Source organism: Thauera sp. ZXT1-4 (assembly GCF_052598215.2).
Map to the genome: position 1 here is coordinate 1 of NZ_JBQWSN020000006.1, position 19,966 is coordinate 19,966.

Consider the following 19,966-nt stretch of genomic DNA (forward strand, 5'->3'; position numbering starts at 1 on the left):
CTGATGTCGGACCCGTCGCGAATCGTGCAGATCCGGCTGCATCTGCACCTGGGACAACGGGTGCGTTTCGTGGACGGGAAAGCGCCGGGCGCTGCGCTGCAACTGCGCAGCGGCACCGTGGTGGCGATGAAGGACACTCAAGTCACGGTGCAGGACGACGCCACCCGCGCGACCTGGACGCTGCCCTACGCGGCGATCGAGCTCCCCGCCGACAGCCGCGCCGCGCCTCAGGTGCCCACAGCCAAGCCCACCCAACGCCCCAGCCGAGAGGACTTCCGCGTCGGCGACCGCGTCAGCTTCGAGGACCGCCACCTGCAAACGCGCATCGGCACCATCGTGCGCATCAACCAGAAGACAGCCAGCGTCGACTGCGAAAACGAGCCTGGCTGGCGCGTGTCATTCGGGCTGCTCAGGCACGTCGTCGATCTCTGAAGTCGCCGGCTCCGCCGGGGGGGCGGGGTTGCTCGGACGGTTACCGATGTGCTCGGGGGAGGGCCGGTCGGGCGCCATGCCAGCCTGCTGCTGGAGCAGGCATCGGTGATGAGCGTGGAGGAAGCGCTGGCGGCGCAGCGCGAGGGGCGCTTCGTCGCGGCGGATGCTGCGGTGCCGAAGTTCGGGATCGGCGCAGCACCGGTGTGGCTGCATCTCGCGCTGGAGAACCGCAATGCGGTGGTGCAAGCGCGACAATTGTTCTTCGGGGCGCCCTGGACCGATCGGCTGGATGTCTTCATCTTGCGGGAAGGGCGGGTGGTCCTGCAGGTGGCGGCCGGCGATGGCGAGCGCGGCTTGCAGGCTCCAGTGGGCAGCGTGGGCTATCGGATCGAGCACGATTTTTCTCCGGGGGTGACGGAGATCCTTGTGCGTGCGGCCTCGGCCGACCCCCTAGTGCTGCCGCTGAGGCTGCTCGAGCCCGCCGAGGCACGGCAGATGCTGCGCGCACACGACTATGGCTATGGGCTGCTGTACGGCTACCTGTTGGCGCTTCTGGTCTACAACCTGATGCTCTTCCTGGGCCTGCGCGATCGCAGCCAGCTCGACTACGTGCTCTATGTGGGGAGTTTCGCGCTGCTCAGCATCGCCTATTCCGGGCACGGCCAGATCTGGCTGTGGCCGGAACAGCCCGTGGTGCAGCGCTACGTGATCCTGGCGATGATGGTGCTTTTCAGCTGCATGGGCCTGCGTTTCGCAAGTAGCTTTCTGGGGCTGGCGAGTAGCCTGCCAGGCCTGTACCGGCTCGCCCGCGCTCTTGTTTTCGGGGGGTCGTCGGCGATGGCCCTGTGCGTCGTGTTCGAACTGCAGGCGGCAGCGGGGGTGCTAGCCTTCGTGTTCACGCTGGCCTTTGCGGTGGCGATGGCCTGGATCGGCGTGGTCAGCGTCCGGCATGACCGCATCGCGGCGCCCTATTTCCTTGCCGGCGCGCTGATCGCGATGGCAGGCACGGCGACTACCACCCTGGCGGTATGGCAAGGCTTGCCTTATTCGCCGTGGGCCCTGCACGCGGCGGAGATCGGGATTGCCGTGGATGGCACGGTGTTGACGCTTGCGCTGGCCTATCGCATGCGCAGGCTGCGCGGTGAGCGCCTGCGTGCGGAGTATCTCGCTTCCACTGACCCGCTCACCGGACTGCGTAACCGCCGTGCTTTCGCTGTGGAGGCTGCCCAGGCCTGGCAGACGGCGCTGACGCGTGGATCGCCCCTGTCCGTGATCGTGCTCGATCTGGACCACTTCAAGGTGCTCAATGACCGCTTCGGGCATGCGGCAGGCGATGCGGCCCTGGTCGCGGTTGCGCGCACGCTCGAGCAGGGGTGCCGGGCAGCCGATCTCATCGCGCGCTGGGGCGGTGAGGAGTTCGTGGTGCTGCTGCCAGACACCGGGTTGGGGCAGGCCAGGGCAAGCGGTCTGCGTCTGCTGGAGGCCATTCGCACCGCCGAGGTGGTGCATGATGGGCGGCACCTGCCGTTGAGTGCCAGCGTGGGGGTTGCAGAACGTGCGGAGCATCCCGACCTGGAAGCGCTGATCCGGGATGCGGACCGGTGGATGTACGAGGCCAAGCAGGCTGGAAGGGGGTGCGTGTGCTGCGATGGCGGCGCAAAGCCGGCACAGGCCTGAGCGCAGGGGCGGACGTGGGGCACCGCGTGCATGGAAAGAGCGCTACCGAAGCAATGCAGGACTGAATACAATCACAGGCATGCTTGCTGCCACCCGCTCTTCCGATCGAGTTTCTGCTGCCGGAAATCCTGACGATCCGCTCGCTGCGCTCAATGCGGCCCAGCGTGAAGCCGTTCTGCATGGTCTGGGTGGCGGGGCGGGTGGGGACCCTCCGCCGCCGCTGTTGGTGATTGCTGGCGCCGGCTCAGGCAAGACCAACACGCTGGCCCACCGTGTCGCGCACCTCATCGCCCACGGTGCCGATCCGGGCCGCATCCTGCTGCTCACCTTCTCGCGTCGCGCGGCTGACGAGATGGGGCGTCGGGTGCGGCGCATCCTGGCAGAGATGTCGGCTGGCCGGCCTGGCCCGGCGCAGGCCCAACTGCACTGGTCCGGCACCTTCCACGCCCTCGGCGCGCGCCTGTTGCGCGACTACGCCGGGCGCATCGGAGTCGACCCCGGTTTCACCATCCACGACCGTGAAGATTCCGCCGACCTGATGAACCTGGCGCGCCACGAACTGGGCCTGTCGGCGACCAAACAGCGTTTTCCGCAGAAGGGCACCTGCCTGGCGATCTACTCGGCGGCGGTCAACACGCAGGCGCCGCTGGCCGAGGTGCTGCAGGCGAGCTTCCCGTGGTGCGCGGCGTGGGAGGATGCGCTCAAGCGCCTGTTCCGCGCCTACGTCGAAGCCAAGCAGGCGCAGCAGGTGCTCGATTACGACGACCTGCTGCTGTACTGGGCGCAGATGGTGGCCGAGCCCACGCTTGGGGCCGAGATCGGCGGCTTGTTCGATCATGTGCTGGTCGACGAATACCAGGACACCAACCACCTGCAGGCGTCGATCCTGCTCGCGATGAAGCCCGATGGCCGCGGCCTGACCGTGGTCGGCGACGACGCACAGTCGATCTACGCCTTCCGCGGTGCCACCGTGCGCAACATCCTAGATTTTCCCGCCGCGTTCGACCCGCCGGCGAGGGTGGTGACGCTGGAGCAGAACTACCGCTCCACCAAGCCGATCCTGGAAGCCGCCAATGCGGTGATCGCGCTTGCCGCGGAGCGCTTCACCAAGAACCTGTGGTCCGATCGCGCATCCACCCAGCGCCCGCGCCTGGTGTCGGTCAAGGACGACGCCGACCAGGCGGCCTTCGTCGTCGACACCTTGCTGGCGCGGCGCGAGGAGGGGCTGAAGCTCAAGCAGCAGGCAGTGCTGTTCCGCGCCTCGGCGCACAGCGCGCGTCTGGAGATGGAGCTCACCCGGCGCAATATCCCGTTCGTGAAGTTCGGCGGGCTCAAGTTCCTGGAGGCCGCTCACGTCAAGGATGTGCTTGCGCTGCTGCGCTGGGCCGAAAACCCGCGCGACCGCATCTCGGGCTTCCGCGCCATCCAGCTGCTCGCCGGCATCGGCCCCAGGACCGCTGGCCGGGTGCTCGACAACGTCTGCGCCGCGCCCGAGGGCTGCGCGCTGCTCGCCGAGCAGCCGGTGCCCGAGGCGGCACGCGCAGGCTGGCAGGCGTTTGCGGCCTTGATCGACCGCCTTGCAGGACGTGTCGACGCTGCCGACCCGGCCGCTGCCTCGGCGGCTTTGGCCGAGCCGCGTGCGCACGAGGCGGGCGGCAGGTTTGCCAGCGGCCGCCCCGCCTGGCCGGTCGACTTCGAACTCGCCTGCCGCTGGTACGAGGCCCAGATGCCGCGCCTGTACGACGACTTTGCGCTGCGTGTGCTCGACATCCAGCAACTCGCCCGCATCGCCGCCACCAGCCCGAGCCGCCAGCGCTTCCTCACCGAGCTCACCCTTGACCCGCCCAGCGCCACCAGCGGCGAGGCCGGCATGCCGCTGCTCGACGAGGACTACCTGATCCTGTCCACGATGCATTCGGCCAAGGGCCAGGAGTGGAACGCGGTGAGCGTGCTCAACGTGGTCGACGGCTGCATCCCGTCCGACGTCGCCACCCGCAACAGCGCCGAGATCGAGGAGGAGCGCCGCCTGCTGTACGTGGCGATGACGCGGGCGAAGGACAGCCTCGACCTGATCGTGCCGCAGCGTTTCTACGTCACCCAGCAGATGGGCATGGGCGACCGCCACGTGTATGCGGGACGCACCCGCTTCATCCCCAACCGCCTGCTCGGACACTTCGAGCAGATCAGCTGGCCGCCTCCGCCGCCGGAGCTGCAGGGCTCGCCCGCATCGCGCCAGGCGGCGATCGACCTCGCAGCGAAGATGCGGGACATGTGGCGCTGAAGACTTTCAGCGTGCGCTGTCGTGCGCCTGCAGCCACAGGCGGAGGGCTTGGGCATTGTTGTGTTCCGCGTCGCGCGCGCCGTATAGAAGGGTGACGGTTGGCTGCGTGGTGATGAGCTGGCGCAGTTCGGCGAGTGCCACGCTGGTCGAGGGCGACTGTAGTTCCTCGGCATAGCGCTGGCAAAATGCATCCCAGCGCTCAGCGTCGTGTGCGAACCATCGACGCAGTTCGTTCGAGGGTGCGAGCTCGCGCAGCCAGTGGTCGATCTGCGCCTCGTCACGCGCCAACCCGCGTGGCCAGAGGCGGTCGACGAGCACGCGGCAGCCGTCCCCGGCTGCGGTCGGGTCGTAGGCACGGCGCACGCGGATCGTCATGGCCTCGTCAGATCGCCAAGCCCTTCTCGTCGAACATTCCCTCGAACAGGATCGAGCTCAGATAGCGCTCGCCCGAATCCGGCAGGATCACCACGATGGTCTTGCCCGCGTTCTCTGGCCGCTGTGCCAGGCGAACCGCAGCCGCAGTGGCTGCGCCGCAGGAGATGCCGGCGAGGATGCCTTCCTCGCGCGCCAGTCGTCGTGCGTAGAGCACCGCGTCCTCGTTCGTCACCTGCTCCACGCCATCGACCAGCGACAGGTCCAGCACCTTGGGCACGAAGCCGGCGCCCAGGCCCTGGATCTTGTGCGGCGCAGGGGTGAGCGGCTGGCCGGCCAGGGTCTGGCTGATCACCGGACTGGCGGCGGGTTCCACTGCGATCGACTGGATCGCCTTGCCGCGCACGCGCTTGATGTAGCGCGAGATGCCGGTGATGGTGCCGCCGGTGCCGACGCCCGAGACCAGGATGTCGATCGCGCCGTCGGTGTCGTTCCAGATCTCCGGGCCGGTGGTGACCTCGTGGATCGCCGGATTGGCCGGGTTCTCGAACTGCTGCAGCAGCACGTAGCGATCCGGGTCGGAGGCGACGATCTCCTGCGCCTTCGCGATCGCCCCGTTCATGCCCTTGGCGCCTTCGGTCAGTACCAGCTTGGCGCCATAGGCCACCAGCAGCTTGCGGCGCTCGACGCTCATGGTCTCGGGCATCGTCAGCGTGAGCGGGATGCCGCGCGCTGCGCACACGAAGGCGAGCGCGATGCCGGTGTTGCCGCTGGTTGGCTCGACAATCTCCTTGCCCGGGCCTAGACGGCCGTGGGCTTCGGCATCCTTCACCATTGAGGTGCCGATGCGGCACTTCACCGAGAAGGCCGGGTTGCGGCCCTCGATCTTGGCGAGCACGGTGGCCTGGGCACCGTCGGTGACGCGGTTGAGACGGACGAGCGGGGTGTGGCCGATGGATTCGGTGTTGTCGGGGTACCAGTGGGACATGCGGGTTCCTTGTGGTGTGGAGTTGTCGTTCAACGCGGAGGGGCGCTTTCGCTCCTGCGCCGGTAGCGGAAGTATAGGCAAGTGCGTGGGTCCTCGCCCGGGGCGTCCGCTGGCTTGGTAACATCGCCGCCCATGCAGACACCCACTTCGCTCCCCGCCGCCCAGCTTGCCCTCGGCCTGCGCGATGTCGCCGCGCTTGGGCAGGTCTTCACGCCCGAGCCGGTGGTGCGCGCGATGCTCGCGCTGCGCCGCAACCACGGCCGCGTGCTCGAGCCCTCATGCGGCGATGGCGCCTTCCTCCGCCATCTCCCGGGGGCCGTGGGGCTCGAACTCGACCCCGACCACTGCCCGCCCGGCGCGCAGGCGATCGACTTCTTCGCCTACCCCGATCACGAGCAGTTCGACACCATCATCGGCAATCCGCCCTATGTGCGATGTCAGGACATCCCGGCTGCCACCCGGGCCCTGATTGCGCGGGGCGGCTACGGCGCGTGCCTGGACAAGCGCGCCAATCTCTACCTGTTCTTCATCGACAAGTGCCTGCGCCACCTCAAGCCCGGTGGCGAGCTGATCTTCATCACGCCGCGCGACTTCCTCAAGGCGACTTCGGCGGTGAAGCTCAACCGTCTGCTGTTCGAGGCGGGCTCGATCACCGACGCGATCGAGCTCGGCGACGCGCGCGTGTTCCCCGATGCCGTGCCGAACTGCCTGATATGGCGCTTCGAGAAGGGCTGTGCCGAGCGCAGCCTGAATCATTGCGAGATTGGCGCGGGCGATGATCTGGCTGCCGCGCTCGCCGCACCCGGCTGGGACACGCGCCACTTCATCGAATGCGCCGGCCACCTGATGTTCGCGCGTGGCGACTATCCGCTGCGGCTGTCGGACGTGGCCTTCGTCAAGGTGGGTGCGGTGTCCGGGGCGGACGAGCTCTACACCAGCCCGCTGCAGGGCAACCGCGAGTTCGTGTGCTCGCACACCGTCCGCACCGGCCAGACGCGGCGCATGATCTTTTCCGAGCCCGGCGAGCCACCGCCCCAGGCGCTGCTGCCGCACCAGGCGCGCCTGTTGCAGCGCAAGGTGACGAAGTTCGACGAGTCGAACTGGTGGATGTGGGGCAGGCTGCACTACCGCAGCACGCAGCCGCGGGTGTACGTGAATGGCAAGACGCGCGTTGCCAAGCCCTTCTTCGTGCATCCGTGCAGGGACTACGACGGTGCGGTGATGGCGGTCTTTCCGCGTCGCGCGGATGTCGACATCGAGGCCTTCCGCGATGCGCTCAACGCAGTCGATTGGGGCGATCTCGGTTTTGTCTGTGACGGCCGCTTCCTGTTTGCCCAGCGCAGCCTGGAGAACGCACCGCTGCCGGCGGAGTTCGTGCGCTTCCTGCCCGGGCCTTGAGCTTGCCCATGTGCAGGTCGGGCCGGAGCGGGCCGTTTTCCGGCGATCGGCCTGTCTTCGTCGCTTGTCGGGGAGATGGCTTAAGCATTCTTTAAGAATTCGTTAAGTATCTGTAAATAAAAGAGTTTTTTATGAGCGAGTAAGCAGAATGTAAGCCTCTCGGCCTACCTTGCCGGCAGCCGGACGAGCGTCCGGACCGTTACGGAGGAGGGAGAGATGAAGGACGACATGGCGATACGAATCGCCGCAAACCCCAAGTACCAGCGCTTGGTACGCACGCGCTCCAGCTTCGGCTGGATCCTCACCGCGATCATGATGGTGGTCTACTACGGCTACATCGCAGTCATCGCCTTCGACAAGGAGATGCTCGCCGCCCGCCTGGGCGATGGCGTGATGACGGTCGGCATCCCGGTCGGCCTCGGGGTGATCTTCTTCACCATCCTCATCACCGGCTTCTACGTGCGGCGCGCGAACTCCGAATTCGACCGCCTGACCCGCGAGATCGTCGAGGAGGTGGGCAAATGATCACGACCCTTCTGAAGCTCGGAGCTGCGTTTGCGTTTGCGTTCGCACTTGCGCCCGCAGTCGTGTTCGCCGCGGGCGGCGATCTCGGCCAGGCCGAGAAGCAGGCGACCAACTGGACGGCGATCATGATGTTTGGTTTGTTCGTCCTCGGCACGCTGTACATCACCAAGTGGGCGGCCTCCAAGACCAAGTCGGCGTCCGACTTCTACACTGCCGGCGGCGGCATCACCGGCTTCCAGAACGGCCTGGCGATTGCCGGCGACTACATGTCGGCGGCCTCCTTCCTCGGCATCTCGGCCGCGGTGATGATGAACGGCTACGACGGCCTGATCTACTCGATCGGCTTCCTGGTCGGCTGGCCGGTGATCACCTTCCTGATGGCCGAGCGCCTGCGCAACCTCGGCAAGTTCACCTTCGCCGACGTGGCGGCCTACCGCTTCCAGCAGACCCCGATCCGCGCCTTCGCGGCCTCGGGCACCCTGGTCGTGGTGGCCTTCTACCTGATCGCGCAGATGGTCGGTGCGGGCCAGCTGATCAAGCTGCTGTTCGGTCTGGAATACTGGATGGCGGTGGTCATCGTCGGTGCGCTGATGATGGTCTATGTGCTGTTCGGCGGCATGACCGCGACCACCTGGGTGCAGATCATCAAGGCTTGCCTGCTGCTTGCCGGCGCGAGCTTCATGGCCTTCATGGTGCTGCTCGCCTATGGCTTTTCCCCTGAGGCGATGTTTGCCGATGCGGTGCGCATCAAGGTGGAAACCGCGATCGCCGGCGGCAAGAGTGCGGAAGAAGCGGCCACCATGGGCCAGGCGATCATGGGCCCGGGCTCCTTCATCAAGGATCCGGTCTCGGCGATCTCGTTCGGCATGGCGCTTATGTTCGGCACGGCGGGCCTGCCGCACGTGCTGATGCGCTTCTTCACCGTGCCGGATGCCAAGGAGGCGCGCAAGTCGGTGTTCTGGGCAACCACCTGGATCGGCTACTTCTACATTCTCACCTTCATCATCGGCTTCGGCGCGATCGTGCTGGTGTCGACCAATCCGGACTTCCTGGATGGCAAGGGTGGTCTGATCGGCGGCGGCAACATGGCTGCGATCCACCTTGCCAATGCGGTGGGCGGCAACATCTTCCTCGGCTTCATCTCCGCGGTGGCGTTCGCGACCATCCTTGCGGTGGTGGCCGGCCTGACCCTTTCGGGTGCCTCGGCGGTGTCGCACGACCTGTACGCCACGGTATTCAAGAAGGGCAACGCCGACTCGGCGTCCGAGCTGAAGGTTTCGCGCATCACCACGCTGGTGCTGGGCTTCATCGCGGTCATCCTGGGTATCGCGTTCGAGAAGCAGAACATCGCCTTCATGGTGTCGCTCGCCTTCGCGATCGCGGCCTCGGCCAACTTCCCGGTGCTGTTCATGTCGGTGTTGTGGAAGGATTGCACCACGCGCGGTGCGACCATCGGCGGTTTCCTCGGCCTGATCACCGCGGTGGCGCTGACCATCGTATCGCCCTCGGTGTGGGAGGCCACGCTCGGCAACCCGAAGGGTTCGGCGCTGTTCCCCTACGCGTCGCCGGCGCTGTTCTCGATGGCGGCAGGCTTCATCGGCATCTGGCTGTTCTCCATCCTCGACAACAGCGCGCGGGCCAAGGCTGACCGCGCGGGGTACCTCGCGCAGAAGGTGCGTTCGGAGACCGGCATCGGCGCCGCGGCAGCCTCGTCGCACTAAGCCGCAGGCTGGGTCGATCGCTCTCGCGCGGGGGCGACCGGCCGGGTGATTCGACCGCGGGGCGGTGGGCGCAGGCCCGCCGCCCCGCGGTCTTTTCAGGGGGCGGGCCGCGGATGGGGCGGGAGCCGGACGCGCACGCAGGTGCCGCAGTCCTGGGGTCCGTCGTCGATGTCGATGCGGCCACCATGGCTATGGACGATCTCGCGCGCGATCGACAGACCCAGCCCGCTGCCGGTGGCTGCAGCGGTACCGGCATGGCGGTAGAAGCGCTCGAAAACCTGTTCGCGCACGACGGGCGGAATGCCCGGTCCATCGTCACAGACCTCGATCAGTACCGATTCCCCTGCGCGCGCGCAGCGCAGGCTGACGGTACCGTGCGTGCGCCCGTACTTCAGCGCATTGTCCATGAGGTTGGCGATCAGCTCCTGAAGCAAGGTCGGGTCTCCGGCGATGCGTACCGGTTCGCGCTCGATCCCAAGGTCGATCTGGCGTGCGTCGGCGCGCTCCACCCAGTCCTCGACCATCGCATCGATCAACGCGGCGAGATCGACCTCGGTGGCGTCGGCCATCAGGCGCTCTCCCGCCTCGGCGCGCGCGAGTGCGAGCAGCTGGTTGGCGAGCCGGGTGATGCGGGCAACCGAGTGCCGCAGGCGGGCGCGCGCTGCCGCGTCCGCTGGGCGTGACTCGAGCAGCTCGAGCTGAACCTGCAGGCCGGCGAGCGGGGTGCGCAGCTGGTGCGCGGCATCCTGCAGGAAGCTGCGCTGCTGTGCGTTGGCGGCACGCAGGCGGTCGAGCAGGCCATTGAGCGCGCCGATCACCTCGCGTACTTCCTGTGGCACGCCGGCCGGGTCGATGGGTGACAGGTCCGTGCCCGAGCGGGCGCGCAGCGAGCGCTCGAGGCGCGCGAGCGGCGCGAGGCCGCTGGGGATGCCGAAGCGTGCCGCCACGCCAGCGGCGATCAGCAGCAGCAGCGCTGCCCACGAAAACCCGGCGACCAGCCGGCCCATGGCCTCGTCGCGCTTGCCGAGGGTTTCCGCCACCGTGACGTAGAAACCGGCGGAGCCTTGGCTGCGGTACAGCCGGACCGCGCGGATGGGCTGACCGGCGTGGGTCAGGTCGCGAAAGACGGGGCGTGCGGCGGGTACGGTGGGTAGTATGGGGTAGGTGGGTTCCCTGCCGACCGGCGTGTAGGGGATCGGCAGGCTGGAGAGCGCGTCGAGGTCATCGAGCAGCGGCAACCCGGCGTCGCCGCCGAGCACGCGCCCCTGCCGTTCGCGAACACGAAAGTAGATGCGGTCGACGGCGTCGGTGCGCACGGCAGCTTCCACCTCGGGTGCGAGGCGGAGCGCCAGGCCGTCGGGTGTCGCATGTACATGGGTGGCGATGGCCTGTGCGAGGTTGAGGAGGTTGGCGTCGTAGGCATTGCCGACCACCCATCTCGCGCTGCTGTAGGCGACCGCGCCTGCGGTGAGGAGGAGCACGAGGGTGGGTGCGGCGAGGCTGCTGAAGAGCGTGCGGCGAAGGCTAGTCTGCACCGGCGGGACGCTCCCTGGCGCGCTCCAGCCGGTAGCCGAAGCCGCGTACGGTGCGGATCAGCAGGCCCGCCGCTTCGAGGCGGGGGCGCAGGCGCGAGACGTAGACCTCCAGCGCATTGCTGCTGCCTTCGCCCTGCAGTCGTTCTCTAGGCACGGTGCGTCCGTCTGCGCGTACCAGGGCTTCGAGCACCTCCCACTCCCGCCCGCTGAGGGCGAGCGGCTCGCCGGCCAACTCGGCCAGTCGGCCTTCGACGTCGAGCACCAGCGGGCCGAAGCCGACCGCCGGCGCTGCCGCGCTGCCACCACGCCGCTGGACGGCGCGCATGCGCGCACTCAGCTCGGCCAGCTCGAAGGGTTTGACCAGGTAGTCGTCGGCGCCCAGGTCGAGCCCGTAGATGCGGTCGTCGAGCGCATCGCGCGCGGTGATGAGGATCACCGGCATGCGCTGCCCGCGTTTGCGCATGCGGCGCACGAGCTCGTAGCCGTTCAGCCCGGGCAGGCCGACGTCGGCGAGGACGAAGTCGAAGGGCGCGGCCTGCAGGAGGCGGTCTGCGGTCAGGCCGTCATGCTCGACGCTGACCTCGTCGCCTTGGCCGCGGAGGAACTCCGCGACGCCCTCGGCAAGGGTGGGGTCGTCCTCGATGAGCAGCAACTGCATGGCGTCCTCTTCGGCAGGGCAGGGGCGAGGGCGCAATGCTATCCCGCCGCGGCAACGGCTGCACCCACCGCGCTCCGGCGCGTATCATGGTCCGACCCAGATCGACCCGGCGGCGATCCGCCCGAGCGCCATGTCCGACCTCCTGACTGCCAATACCGACCAGATCGAGGCCTTCCTGATCGCAACCGGCATCGGTCTGCTGATCGGCCTCGAGCGCGAGCGCGTGCCCTCCTCACGCGCCGGCCTGCGCACCTTTGCCCTGGTCGGTCTGTTGGGCGCGTTGATGACCATGCTCGGGGAAGCCTTCGGCAGCGGTCTGCCCTTCGTCGCCGGCCTGCTGATCGTGGGGGCCACCATCATCGCCGCCTATCTGCGCCATCCCGACCCCACCGATCCGGGCACCACCTCGGTTGCAGCGCTGGTGCTGTGCTACGGGCTGGGGGCGGCGACATGGCTCGGCCATGCGCAGCAGGCGGTGATGCTCGCCGTGGGGGCGACCGTACTGCTGTACTTCAAGGCGCAGTTGCGTGGCATGGCGACGCGTCTCGACAGCCGGGACTGGATCTCGATCCTGCAGTTTGGCGTGCTCTCGCTGGTGATCCTGCCCATTCTGCCGAACGAGGAGATGGGTCCCTATGGCGCGCTCAATCCGAAGCAGATCTGGTGGATGGTGGTGCTGATCGCCGGGGTAGGGCTCGCCGGCTATACCGCGCTGCAACTGGCCGGGGTGCGCTATGGGGCGGTCTTTGTGGGGGTGTTCGGAGGGCTGGCTTCGAGTACGGCGACCACGGTGCTCTATGCGCGCCAGGCGCGCGAGCTGCCAAGCATGAACGCGATGGCGGCGCTGGTGATCGTGATGGCCAACCTCGTCATGGTGTTGCGCGTCGGGGTCGTTGCCACGCTGGTTGCGCCCTCGGTGGCGGGGGCGCTGATGCGGATCATCGCTCCGGCGCTTCTGCTCGGCGGGCTGGCTGCGATCTGGCACTGGCGGCAGATGCTCGAGCGCAGCGAGCCGGTCGTGCCTTCCACGTCCAACCCTGCCGAACTCAAGACCGCACTCGGGTTTGGCGCGCTCTATGCCCTCGTGCTGCTGGCCGCTGCCGCATTGTCCGACTACGCGGGCAGCCGCGGCCTCTACGTGCTGGCCCTGATCTCGGGCCTGACCGACGTCGATGCGATCACCCTTTCCAGTCTGCGACTCTTCGCGCTGGAGCGCCTGGCGCTGGAGGTCACGGTGACGGCGATCGGCATCGCGATGCTTGCCAACCTTGGGTTCAAGCTGGGCATGGCGGCCGTGATCGGCGGCCCCGCGCTTGCGCGCAAGGCCGCCGTGGGCATGGGCGGGGTCGGGGTCGGCCTGCTCGGTGGGCTGCTGTGGCTGGCGGGCAGCAACGGGCTGCTCTGAGGTACGCGGGCGCGGGCTCAACGCCCGGAGCAGTGCCCGCCCGACGCGGCCATTCCACTGCCGAATGCGATCGGAGGGGGTTCAACCCGGACGCTGCTGCTGGTCGCTGTATCGACCATGAGCAGGCCCAGGGCCAGCAGCCAGAACAGGGCCATGCCGGCGCGAAAGAGCGTGGTCTTGTTCATGCGGACGCCTCCTGAGCACTGATGCTACGGCGAATGCGCACGCCCACGATCGATCCTGCGAAGGCGAGTGCGAACCATACCCAGCCGTGCAGGCTGGCCGACGCGATGCCCCCCAGATAGGCGCCGACGTTGCAGCCGAAAGCCATGCGTGCGCTGTAGCCCATGACGAGGCCGGCGAGGGCCGCCGCGGCGAAGCGCCGGCTGGACGGCAGGCTGAAGCTGGCCGCGCCGCGCCAGCGGGATGCGGCGATCGCGCCATAGATCAGGCCGATGTTCGTTACCGAGGTCACATCGGCAAGAATGGGCTCCACCAGACGCTGTGCATGCGGGGCCGCGCCCCAGAATGCGTCGCCGGAAGGGTCCCAGCCAAGCGCAGCCATGGCTTTCGCGCCCCACACCCCCATGCCATACACGATGCCCCAAGGCTGGCCGGCGACCACGAGATGCAGCAGGTAGAGTACCGCCAGCAAGAGCGCGCCCAGCCACCAGCGTCGCGCCCAGCGCGTGGGGCGAGCGGGTGAGCTTGCGGGCACGAAGCTCGCGGTACCTGCGCGCAGGATCTGTTCGGCAACGCTTGCGGGAGAGGTGGCAGAGGCAGGTGTGGCAGAGGCGGGTGCCGTCTTGCGTGCACCACGGCCAGCCCACCAGGCGACCGTGCCGCAGGCGATGGTGGTCAGCGCGAGCGCAGTGGGCCACCCGAATGCCAGCAGATCGACCGCTGGCAGGCCGCCCAGTTCGACCCATGCGGGCTGGTGGGACGCGCCGAGGAAGCTGCCGAAGGCAAAGGTGGGAAGCACCACGAAGGACAGCGGCGAACCCGAGCCGGCCTTGTAGAGCGTGCCGGAGCCGCAGCCGTCGGCCAGCTGCATGGCTGCTCCGAACAGGAAAGCCCCGAGCACCAGGCTGATGGTCAGCGGCGCCACCGCGCCGACGAGCTCACCACCGCTGCCGGCAATGAGCGGCAGGGTCAGTGCGGCTGCCAGGACCATGAGCAGCATCTGCGCCCACAGGCCCTGCGGGTCGCGGCGTTCGATGTAATCGCGCCAGCCGGTGGTGAAGCCGAAGCGCGTAGCTTGCAGCACGGCACCGAAACCGATGCCGAGCAGGGCGAGCAGCCCCTGGCGTACCCCGGCGGCCAGCGTCACCGCGAGCACGCCGGCAAGCCCCCCGGCGATCAGGAAGGAGCGGTTGATCCAACGCATCGAAACCTCCCCGCCCTTACTTGTCGAACGCGCGCTTGACGTCCTGCACCAGCGCCGTCACGCGCGAGGGCTGGTTCTCCATCGCCCGCTCCGACTGGCTCCACTCCACGACCGAGGCCGGATACAGCTTGACCGACTTGTTGCCGGCGATCTCGGACATCACGAACCAGTTGGTCGCCGCCCAGTGGCCGGTGTTGCAGAAGGAGACCGCCGGTGCAGCGTCCGCACCGGACAGGGCGACCAGCGCCTTGAGTTCGCTCGCGGGCTTGAGTGTGGTGCCCCCCTTGGGGAAGAACTGCGCATTGTCGAACGACTTGGCCCCGGGGAGGGTGCCGTACCGGGCGGCGGCATCTACCCGTGCCTCGCCGCTGAAGAAGCGTGCCGGGCGGGCGTCAACGAGCAGGGGGGTGTTCCCGGACTGCAGCGCCGCGGCGAGCTCGTCGCTGGTCACGATCTGCTCCTGGTCGTAACGATAGACGAACCGGGTGGGCGTCACCTGCGGAACTGCGCTTTCCAGCGCTCCGCCGGCAGCCTGCCAGGCCTTGGTGCCGCCGTCGAGAATGGACAGCCGGCTCAGGCCACCGACCTTGAGCGTCCAGTAGACGCGCGCGGCCGCGCCGAAGTCGGTGTGGTCGGCGCCCGCATGCGCGACGACCACATGTGTGTCGCGGTCGATGCCTGCGACCTGAAGCAATGCGGTCAAGGCATCTTCCGACTGCAGCTGGCCAGGGTTCTCCTTCGGCCCGCGGAACTTGCCGTAAGGCGTGTGGATGGCGCCGGGGATGTGGCCCGCAGCGTAGTCCTTGTCGGCGCGGATGTCGAGCACGCGGACCCCGGGGGCGCCGAGCAGGGCCTTCAGCGCTGCTGGTTGCAGGAGCGGGGCAGGCGCGGCGGCGAGCGACTCCGTCGTCGCGGCAGCCGTGTGGGCCGGGTGGGCGAGGTCCGGGTTGGCGAGGGCGGGGGCGGTGAGGGTGAGGCTGCCGCCGGTGAGTGCGAGTGCGAGCGCGAGGGGTGCGAGTTTCTTCAGCATGATCGGACCTTCCTTGAATGCGATTCGAAGCACGGGCCGCCGATGTGGGCAGGGCACGCGTTGACGGAGCGCAGACTACGGGAAAGCCTTAATGCGTTGAAGTGCTCTGATGTCTTTTAAGGGCGCCTCGAAAAACCTCGGCACCTCTGTGATTGGTAAAATTGGATTGTCCTGATTTCGTTCTCTGCCGCCAGCCATGAAGAAACGCACCGCCATCAAGACCGACCTGTTCGCCGACGAGCATCACCGCAAGAAGATCGACACGCTCGGAGATCCACTGGCCGAAATCGAGTCGTACATCGACTTCGGGGCGTTGGCGGCGGAAGTGGATCGGGTGGCGCCGCGTCCGGTGAGTCCGCAAGGCGGTCGTCCGCCGTATCCGACCGAGACGATGGTACGCATTCTGGTGTTGAAGCGGCTGTACAACCTGTCGGACGAACAGATGGAGTACCAGTTGCTTGACCGGATGAGCTACAAGCGCTTCTGCGGGTTGGCCAGCGCGATCAATATTCCGGATCGAACGACGGTGTGGACGTTCGAGAACCGCATCGGCGAAGCCGGCGCGAAGGTCCTGTTCGACGGAGTCACGACCCAACTGCTCAAGCACGGCTACATCGCTCGGGGCGGTCAGATCATCGATGCGACGCTGGTGCCCGCGCCCAAGCAACGCAACAGCCGTGAAGAGAACAAGCTCGTCAAGGAAGGGGCGATGCCGGCCGACTGGAAACCGGCCAAACGGCGCCAGAAAGACACCGATGCCACCTGGACCAAGAAGCACGGCAAGAGTCACTTCGGCTACAAGCTCTCGATCAACGTGGACAAGAAGTACAAGGTCATCCGCAAGATCGAGACAGGCACGGCCAGCACCCACGACAGCCAGCACTTCGAGAACGTGTTCTACACGCTCAACACGAGCCGAGACGTCTTTGCGGACCGGGGCTACACGTCCAAGGGGCGTGAAGACTGGTTGAAGGACAAGGGTTACCGGAACCAGATTCAGAGAAAGGGTACGCGCAACAAGCCGCTGTCTGAGTGTCAGCAAGGGCGTAATCACCGTATCGCCAAGACGCGCGCCCGTGTCGAGCACGTGTTCGCGGCCATCGATCAGATGGGTGGCAAGCTGATCCGCACGATCGGCCAGGCGCGAGCGAACTTTGCGATGACGATGATGGCCGCCTGCTACAACCTGAAGCGGCTGGTGTACTTCCAGAAGGCCGGAATCGAGGCTTTTTGACGCCCGAAATGGGCCGAATCGCCGATTTCCCGGGCGATTCGAAGAGAAAACGGGGCGACACCGCAGAGAAAAGCGGTGATTTGCCGGAGAAATTGAACCGAGTTCGGTCGCTGTCATTGTTTGGCGGCGGGATTCAACGAAAACCTCGCGTTATTCGAGGTGCCCTTAAAAAGAACTATTGGTTATTTGTTGCGGGTGGTCCAGCGATGAGAGGCCTGCGGCGAGATCCCCGATATCGTGCGGTGGATCTCGGCCACAGATTCACCCCGCTCAGGTGCGGAAGCGCTCGACCAGGCCAGAAAGCGCGGTGGCGACGCGGGTGAGTTCCTCTGCGGTTCTTGCACTTTCGTGCGCCGAGCCGCTGTTTTGCTCGGTCATCGCGGCAATGCGTTCGGCATTGGATGCGACCTGCTGGATGGCAAGATCCTGCTCGCGGATGGCGTCGGCCATGCCCTGCACGCTCTGCGCAACCTGCTCCGAACTGTCACCGATGCTGCGCAGGGCCGTCTCGGTACGCGATACGAGCTCCAGGCTACCGCTGACGTTCTCGCCCGCGGACTGCATCGAGGTGACCGTACCGCCGATATGCTGCTGGATCTCACCGATCAGGCCGCTGATCTCCTGGGTGGATGCGGCCGTGCGCTCGGCGAGCTTGCGCACCTCGTCCGCGACCACGGCGAAACCGCGGCCCTGCTCCCCAGCGCGCGCGGCCTCGATCGCGGCGTTGAGGGCGAGCAGGTTGGTCTGTTCGGCGATTTCGCGGATGGCGCTGACGATGCCGCCGATCTGCTTGGAGCTCGAGGCGAGGGACTCGACATCGTCCTGCGAGGCGCGCACCTGACCGGCGGCATCTTCGACGCGCTTGACCATCTCCTGCATGATGCCCAGCGCTGCCTTCGTTTCATCCGAGGCCTTGTCGACGAGTTCGGCCGCCACCGCGGCGCGCGATGCCGTCTCGCTGACGCTGCTCGAAACCTCGGTGGCAGCAGCGGCTACGGTTGCGGCAGCTTCGGCCTGGGTGCCTGCGCTGCGGCTGAGCTGTGCGCTCGAGGCCGAGATCGCCGTGGCTGCGGACGACACCCCTTGGCTGGAACTGCGGGCTTCGGACAGGATCTGGCGGAAGCTGTCGATGAGGCGATTGAAGGCCTGCGCGGTGCGCTGCACCTCGGCTACGCCGGCGACCGGGACGCGGCGGGTGAAGTCCTCGTCGCTGGCGATCTGCTCCGCGATCTGCACGGCCTGGGTGAGCGGGCGGCTGATGCTGCGCCCGAGCAGGATCGAGATGAGCAAGGTGGCGGCGATGGCGATGACCGACAGGCCGATGGTGACGGACAGGGTCTGCGTGCTCTTCGCGACCAGTTGTTCGGCCATTGCGGCGATCTCATCACAGACCTGCTGCTCGAGCCGGTAGAGGCGGTCGATGTAGGCGGTACTGGTTGCGAACCACTCCGCACCCTGGATCCCGAATTCGCCGTAGGCCTGGCGCTCGCTCATTACGTTGCGCATGCGCGCGACGGCCTCGCGCTCGGGCGAGGCCTCGATCTCACGCAGGACCGCTTGGGCATCCGTGCCCGCCATCGAGTTGAAGATCTCGAAGAAGGCTTGCTGGCGGTAGATGCGCTCCTGAATGGCGCGATACTGCTCCGAGGTGACCCAGTCCGTGCCGAAGGCCTGAGTGCCGAGGGCGCGTTCCTGGCCGGCGGCTTCCTTCGCACGGATGAGCGCTTCGAGCGCCGAGGCGTGCTGCCCGATCACCGGGTCGGTGTTGAACTGCGCGGCCGTGCCCACGAGCTGGATCAGCGCGTTGATGACGCTGGTGTAGTAGCGGGTGCTTTCGCCCGCGCCGATGCTCAGCTGCTGCGCCTGCGTGCGGATCTCGGCGAGCTGCTGCAGATGCCCCTCGATGTCGGCGACAAGCTTCTCTGCCGCGGGGGTGTCTGCCGTGATCGTCTGCTGGTGTCGACTACGAAACTGTGCGACTGCCGTGTCTGTCACCTGCCGGAAGCCAGGCAGGGCATCACGTAACTGCTGTCCCGATGAGCTGATGAAGCCGCCAGTGGCACCGCGCTCGACCTGCAGGCGGTGGATCAGCTCGCTGGTCGCGGCGCTGAGCCTCGACAGGCGCTCGGTGGTTTCGGCCGAGTGCGAACGCTCCTGGGCCGACTGCCCCAGCAGTACGGCAAAGACGATGATGACGAGCAGCGGCAAGGCAACGATGACGCCGAGACGGCTGGCGATCGCCCGGGACGGGCGGATGTGGGTAGCGGGTTCCATCTGCGTTCCTTGGTGCGGGCGGTGAGGTGCTGCGGATCCTTCGGGCGGCGATTCAGCCGCCTGGATCAGGTACGACAAGTTATCGTCACGGCTGCGCGAGACTTTAGCGTGGGCTTGCCAGGCGCTCAGCCCTTCTCGCCCTTTGCCGCCAGGTAGATCCCCACCAGCAGCAGGCTGAAACCGACGAACTGCAGCGGCGCAAAGCCTTCGCCGAAAATGAGGAAGGCCATCAGCGCGCTACCCACCGGTTCCCCGAGCGTGACCACCGCGACGAAGGTGGCGGACACGTAGCGTAGCGACCAGTTGTAGGCAGTGTGGCCGAGCAGTTGCGGGCCCACCGCCATTGCGAGCAGGACCAGCCAGGCGGTGCCCGACAGGGCGATGAGCTCCACCCCACCCACGCCGCTGGCGGCGAAGAGAAACAGCGCCGCAGCGCCATAGGCCAGCCAGATGTAGGCAGGCAACCCGAGCCCGGCGCGCAGCCGGCGCCCGATCAACAGGTAGGCGGAAAAACACCAGCTCCCGATCAGTGCCAGCAGGTTGCCCAGCATCGGGTTGCTGCCTGCGCCGGCGGTCTGGCTGTCGCTCCAGAAGATGAACAGGCTGCCGGCGAAGGACAGCGCGATGCCGCCGATCATCATCCGCGTCGGGGTCTCGCGGAAGATCAGGAAGGAAGCCAGGCCGATCCAGAGCGGGTTGGTGGTGACGAGCGCGGTGCTGGAGGCGACCGAGGTGTATTCCAGCGAACTGATCCAGGTAGCGAAGTGCAGGGCGAGAAAGAAGCCCGCCACCAGCGCCATGCCGATCTGCCTGCGGGTGAGCCGTGCCAGTTCGTGGCGCGATTGCAGCAGGGCGATCGGGGTGATGATCAATGCCGCGAGCCCCAAGCGCCAGGTCGCCACGGTAAGGGAGCTGACACCCTCAGCCTGGGCGAGGCGGGCGAAGATGGCGCCGAAGGAGATTGCGGTGAGGCCGATGCCGAGGACGACGAAAGGCAGCCAGCGGGCGGGTTGGGAGGTGTCGGACATGGATTCGCGCGAAACGGGAGG

17 protein-coding genes are annotated in these 19,966 nt (G+C 67.2%); 8 read left to right on the forward strand and 9 right to left on the reverse strand.

Features of this window, described 5'->3' with window-relative positions:
- The 3 genes from ACUH78_RS06610 to ACUH78_RS06620 form a co-directional block, all read left to right on the forward strand.
- Positions 1-432 (forward strand): hypothetical protein (locus ACUH78_RS06610; RefSeq protein ID WP_445333119.1); only part of this gene is annotated, 432 nt, incomplete at its 5' end.
- A 48-nt stretch (positions 433-480) separates the two neighbouring features.
- A complete protein-coding gene (locus ACUH78_RS06615; protein ID WP_445333118.1) occupies positions 481-2,109 on the forward strand; it encodes a sensor domain-containing diguanylate cyclase in 1,629 nt (542 codons plus the stop codon).
- A gap of 79 nt (positions 2,110-2,188) precedes the next feature.
- Positions 2,189-4,390, forward strand: a complete 2,202-nt coding sequence (locus tag ACUH78_RS06620) for an ATP-dependent helicase (protein ID WP_445333117.1) — start codon at positions 2,189-2,191, stop codon at positions 4,388-4,390.
- 6 nt (positions 4,391-4,396) lie between these two features.
- Here the strand turns inward: ACUH78_RS06620 and ACUH78_RS06625 are convergent, their stop codons facing one another.
- Together ACUH78_RS06625 and cysK are read right to left on the reverse strand one after the other, a co-directional pair.
- Positions 4,397-4,765: a DUF488 domain-containing protein gene (locus tag ACUH78_RS06625; protein WP_445333116.1), complete on the reverse strand. Its 369-nt coding sequence runs from the start codon at positions 4,763-4,765 to the stop codon at positions 4,397-4,399.
- A 7-nt stretch (positions 4,766-4,772) separates the two neighbouring features.
- Entirely contained in the window at positions 4,773-5,750 is a 978-nt protein-coding gene (cysK, locus tag ACUH78_RS06630) for a cysteine synthase A (protein WP_418363937.1), read from the reverse strand.
- A 132-nt stretch (positions 5,751-5,882) separates the two neighbouring features.
- On the opposite strand from cysK, the gene ACUH78_RS06635 reads away from it, so the two are divergent.
- From ACUH78_RS06635 to ACUH78_RS06645, 3 genes are all read left to right on the forward strand, one after another.
- Positions 5,883-7,148, forward strand: a complete 1,266-nt coding sequence (locus ACUH78_RS06635) for an Eco57I restriction-modification methylase domain-containing protein (protein WP_445333115.1) — start codon at positions 5,883-5,885, stop codon at positions 7,146-7,148.
- Positions 7,149-7,364: 216 nt separating this feature from the next.
- The gene (locus ACUH78_RS06640; protein WP_418363935.1) at positions 7,365-7,673 is read left to right on the forward strand and encodes a DUF485 domain-containing protein; all 309 of its coding nucleotides are present in this window, start codon (positions 7,365-7,367) and stop codon (positions 7,671-7,673) included.
- On the forward strand, positions 7,670-9,394 hold the full coding sequence (locus tag ACUH78_RS06645; RefSeq protein ID WP_445333114.1) for a cation acetate symporter: 1,725 nt from the start codon (positions 7,670-7,672) through the stop codon (positions 9,392-9,394). The genes ACUH78_RS06640 and ACUH78_RS06645 overlap by 4 nt, the downstream gene beginning before the upstream one ends.
- A gap of 95 nt (positions 9,395-9,489) precedes the next feature.
- On the opposite strand, the gene ACUH78_RS06650 is transcribed toward ACUH78_RS06645, so the two are convergent.
- Both ACUH78_RS06650 and ACUH78_RS06655 read right to left on the reverse strand, forming a co-directional pair.
- Positions 9,490-10,929 carry a sensor histidine kinase gene (locus ACUH78_RS06650; protein WP_445333113.1) on the reverse strand — a complete coding sequence of 480 codons (1,440 nt, stop codon included), beginning with the start codon at positions 10,927-10,929 and terminating at the stop codon, positions 9,490-9,492.
- Positions 10,919-11,587 (reverse strand): response regulator transcription factor, encoded by a 669-nt coding sequence (locus tag ACUH78_RS06655; RefSeq protein WP_418363932.1) that lies wholly within the window; start codon positions 11,585-11,587, stop codon positions 10,919-10,921. The genes ACUH78_RS06650 and ACUH78_RS06655 overlap by 11 nt, the downstream gene beginning before the upstream one ends.
- A 130-nt stretch (positions 11,588-11,717) precedes the next feature.
- Between ACUH78_RS06655 and ACUH78_RS06660 the strand changes: the two genes are divergently transcribed.
- On the forward strand, positions 11,718-12,992 hold the full coding sequence (locus ACUH78_RS06660; RefSeq protein ID WP_418363931.1) for an MgtC/SapB family protein: 1,275 nt from the start codon (positions 11,718-11,720) through the stop codon (positions 12,990-12,992).
- A gap of 17 nt (positions 12,993-13,009) precedes the next feature.
- Here the strand turns inward: ACUH78_RS06660 and ACUH78_RS06665 are convergent, their stop codons facing one another.
- The 3 genes from ACUH78_RS06665 to ACUH78_RS06675 are packed head-to-tail and all read right to left on the reverse strand — an operon-like array spanning position 13,010 to position 15,409.
- Positions 13,010-13,177 carry a hypothetical protein gene (locus tag ACUH78_RS06665; protein ID WP_418363930.1) on the reverse strand — a complete coding sequence of 56 codons (168 nt, stop codon included), beginning with the start codon at positions 13,175-13,177 and terminating at the stop codon, positions 13,010-13,012.
- Positions 13,174-14,379, reverse strand: a complete 1,206-nt coding sequence (locus ACUH78_RS06670; protein WP_445333112.1) for a YeeE/YedE family protein — start codon at positions 14,377-14,379, stop codon at positions 13,174-13,176. The genes ACUH78_RS06665 and ACUH78_RS06670 overlap by 4 nt, the downstream gene beginning before the upstream one ends.
- Positions 14,380-14,395: 16 nt before the next feature.
- Entirely contained in the window at positions 14,396-15,409 is a 1,014-nt protein-coding gene (locus ACUH78_RS06675) for a sulfurtransferase (protein ID WP_418363928.1), read from the reverse strand.
- Positions 15,410-15,605: 196 nt separating this feature from the next.
- Here ACUH78_RS06675 and ACUH78_RS06680 point away from each other — a divergent pair, with 196 nt between their 5' ends.
- On the forward strand, positions 15,606-16,643 hold the full coding sequence (locus tag ACUH78_RS06680; protein ID WP_510497556.1) for an IS5 family transposase: 1,038 nt from the start codon (positions 15,606-15,608) through the stop codon (positions 16,641-16,643).
- Positions 16,644-16,913: 270 nt separating this feature from the next.
- Here ACUH78_RS06680 and ACUH78_RS06685 read toward each other — a convergent pair whose 3' ends face one another.
- Together ACUH78_RS06685 and ACUH78_RS06690 are read right to left on the reverse strand one after the other, a co-directional pair.
- Positions 16,914-18,917 (reverse strand): methyl-accepting chemotaxis protein, encoded by a 2,004-nt coding sequence (locus tag ACUH78_RS06685; RefSeq protein WP_418363927.1) that lies wholly within the window; start codon positions 18,915-18,917, stop codon positions 16,914-16,916.
- 125 nt (positions 18,918-19,042) lie between these two features.
- A complete protein-coding gene (locus tag ACUH78_RS06690; protein ID WP_418363926.1) occupies positions 19,043-19,945 on the reverse strand; it encodes a DMT family transporter in 903 nt (300 codons plus the stop codon).
- Positions 19,946-19,966 lie beyond the last annotated feature (21 nt).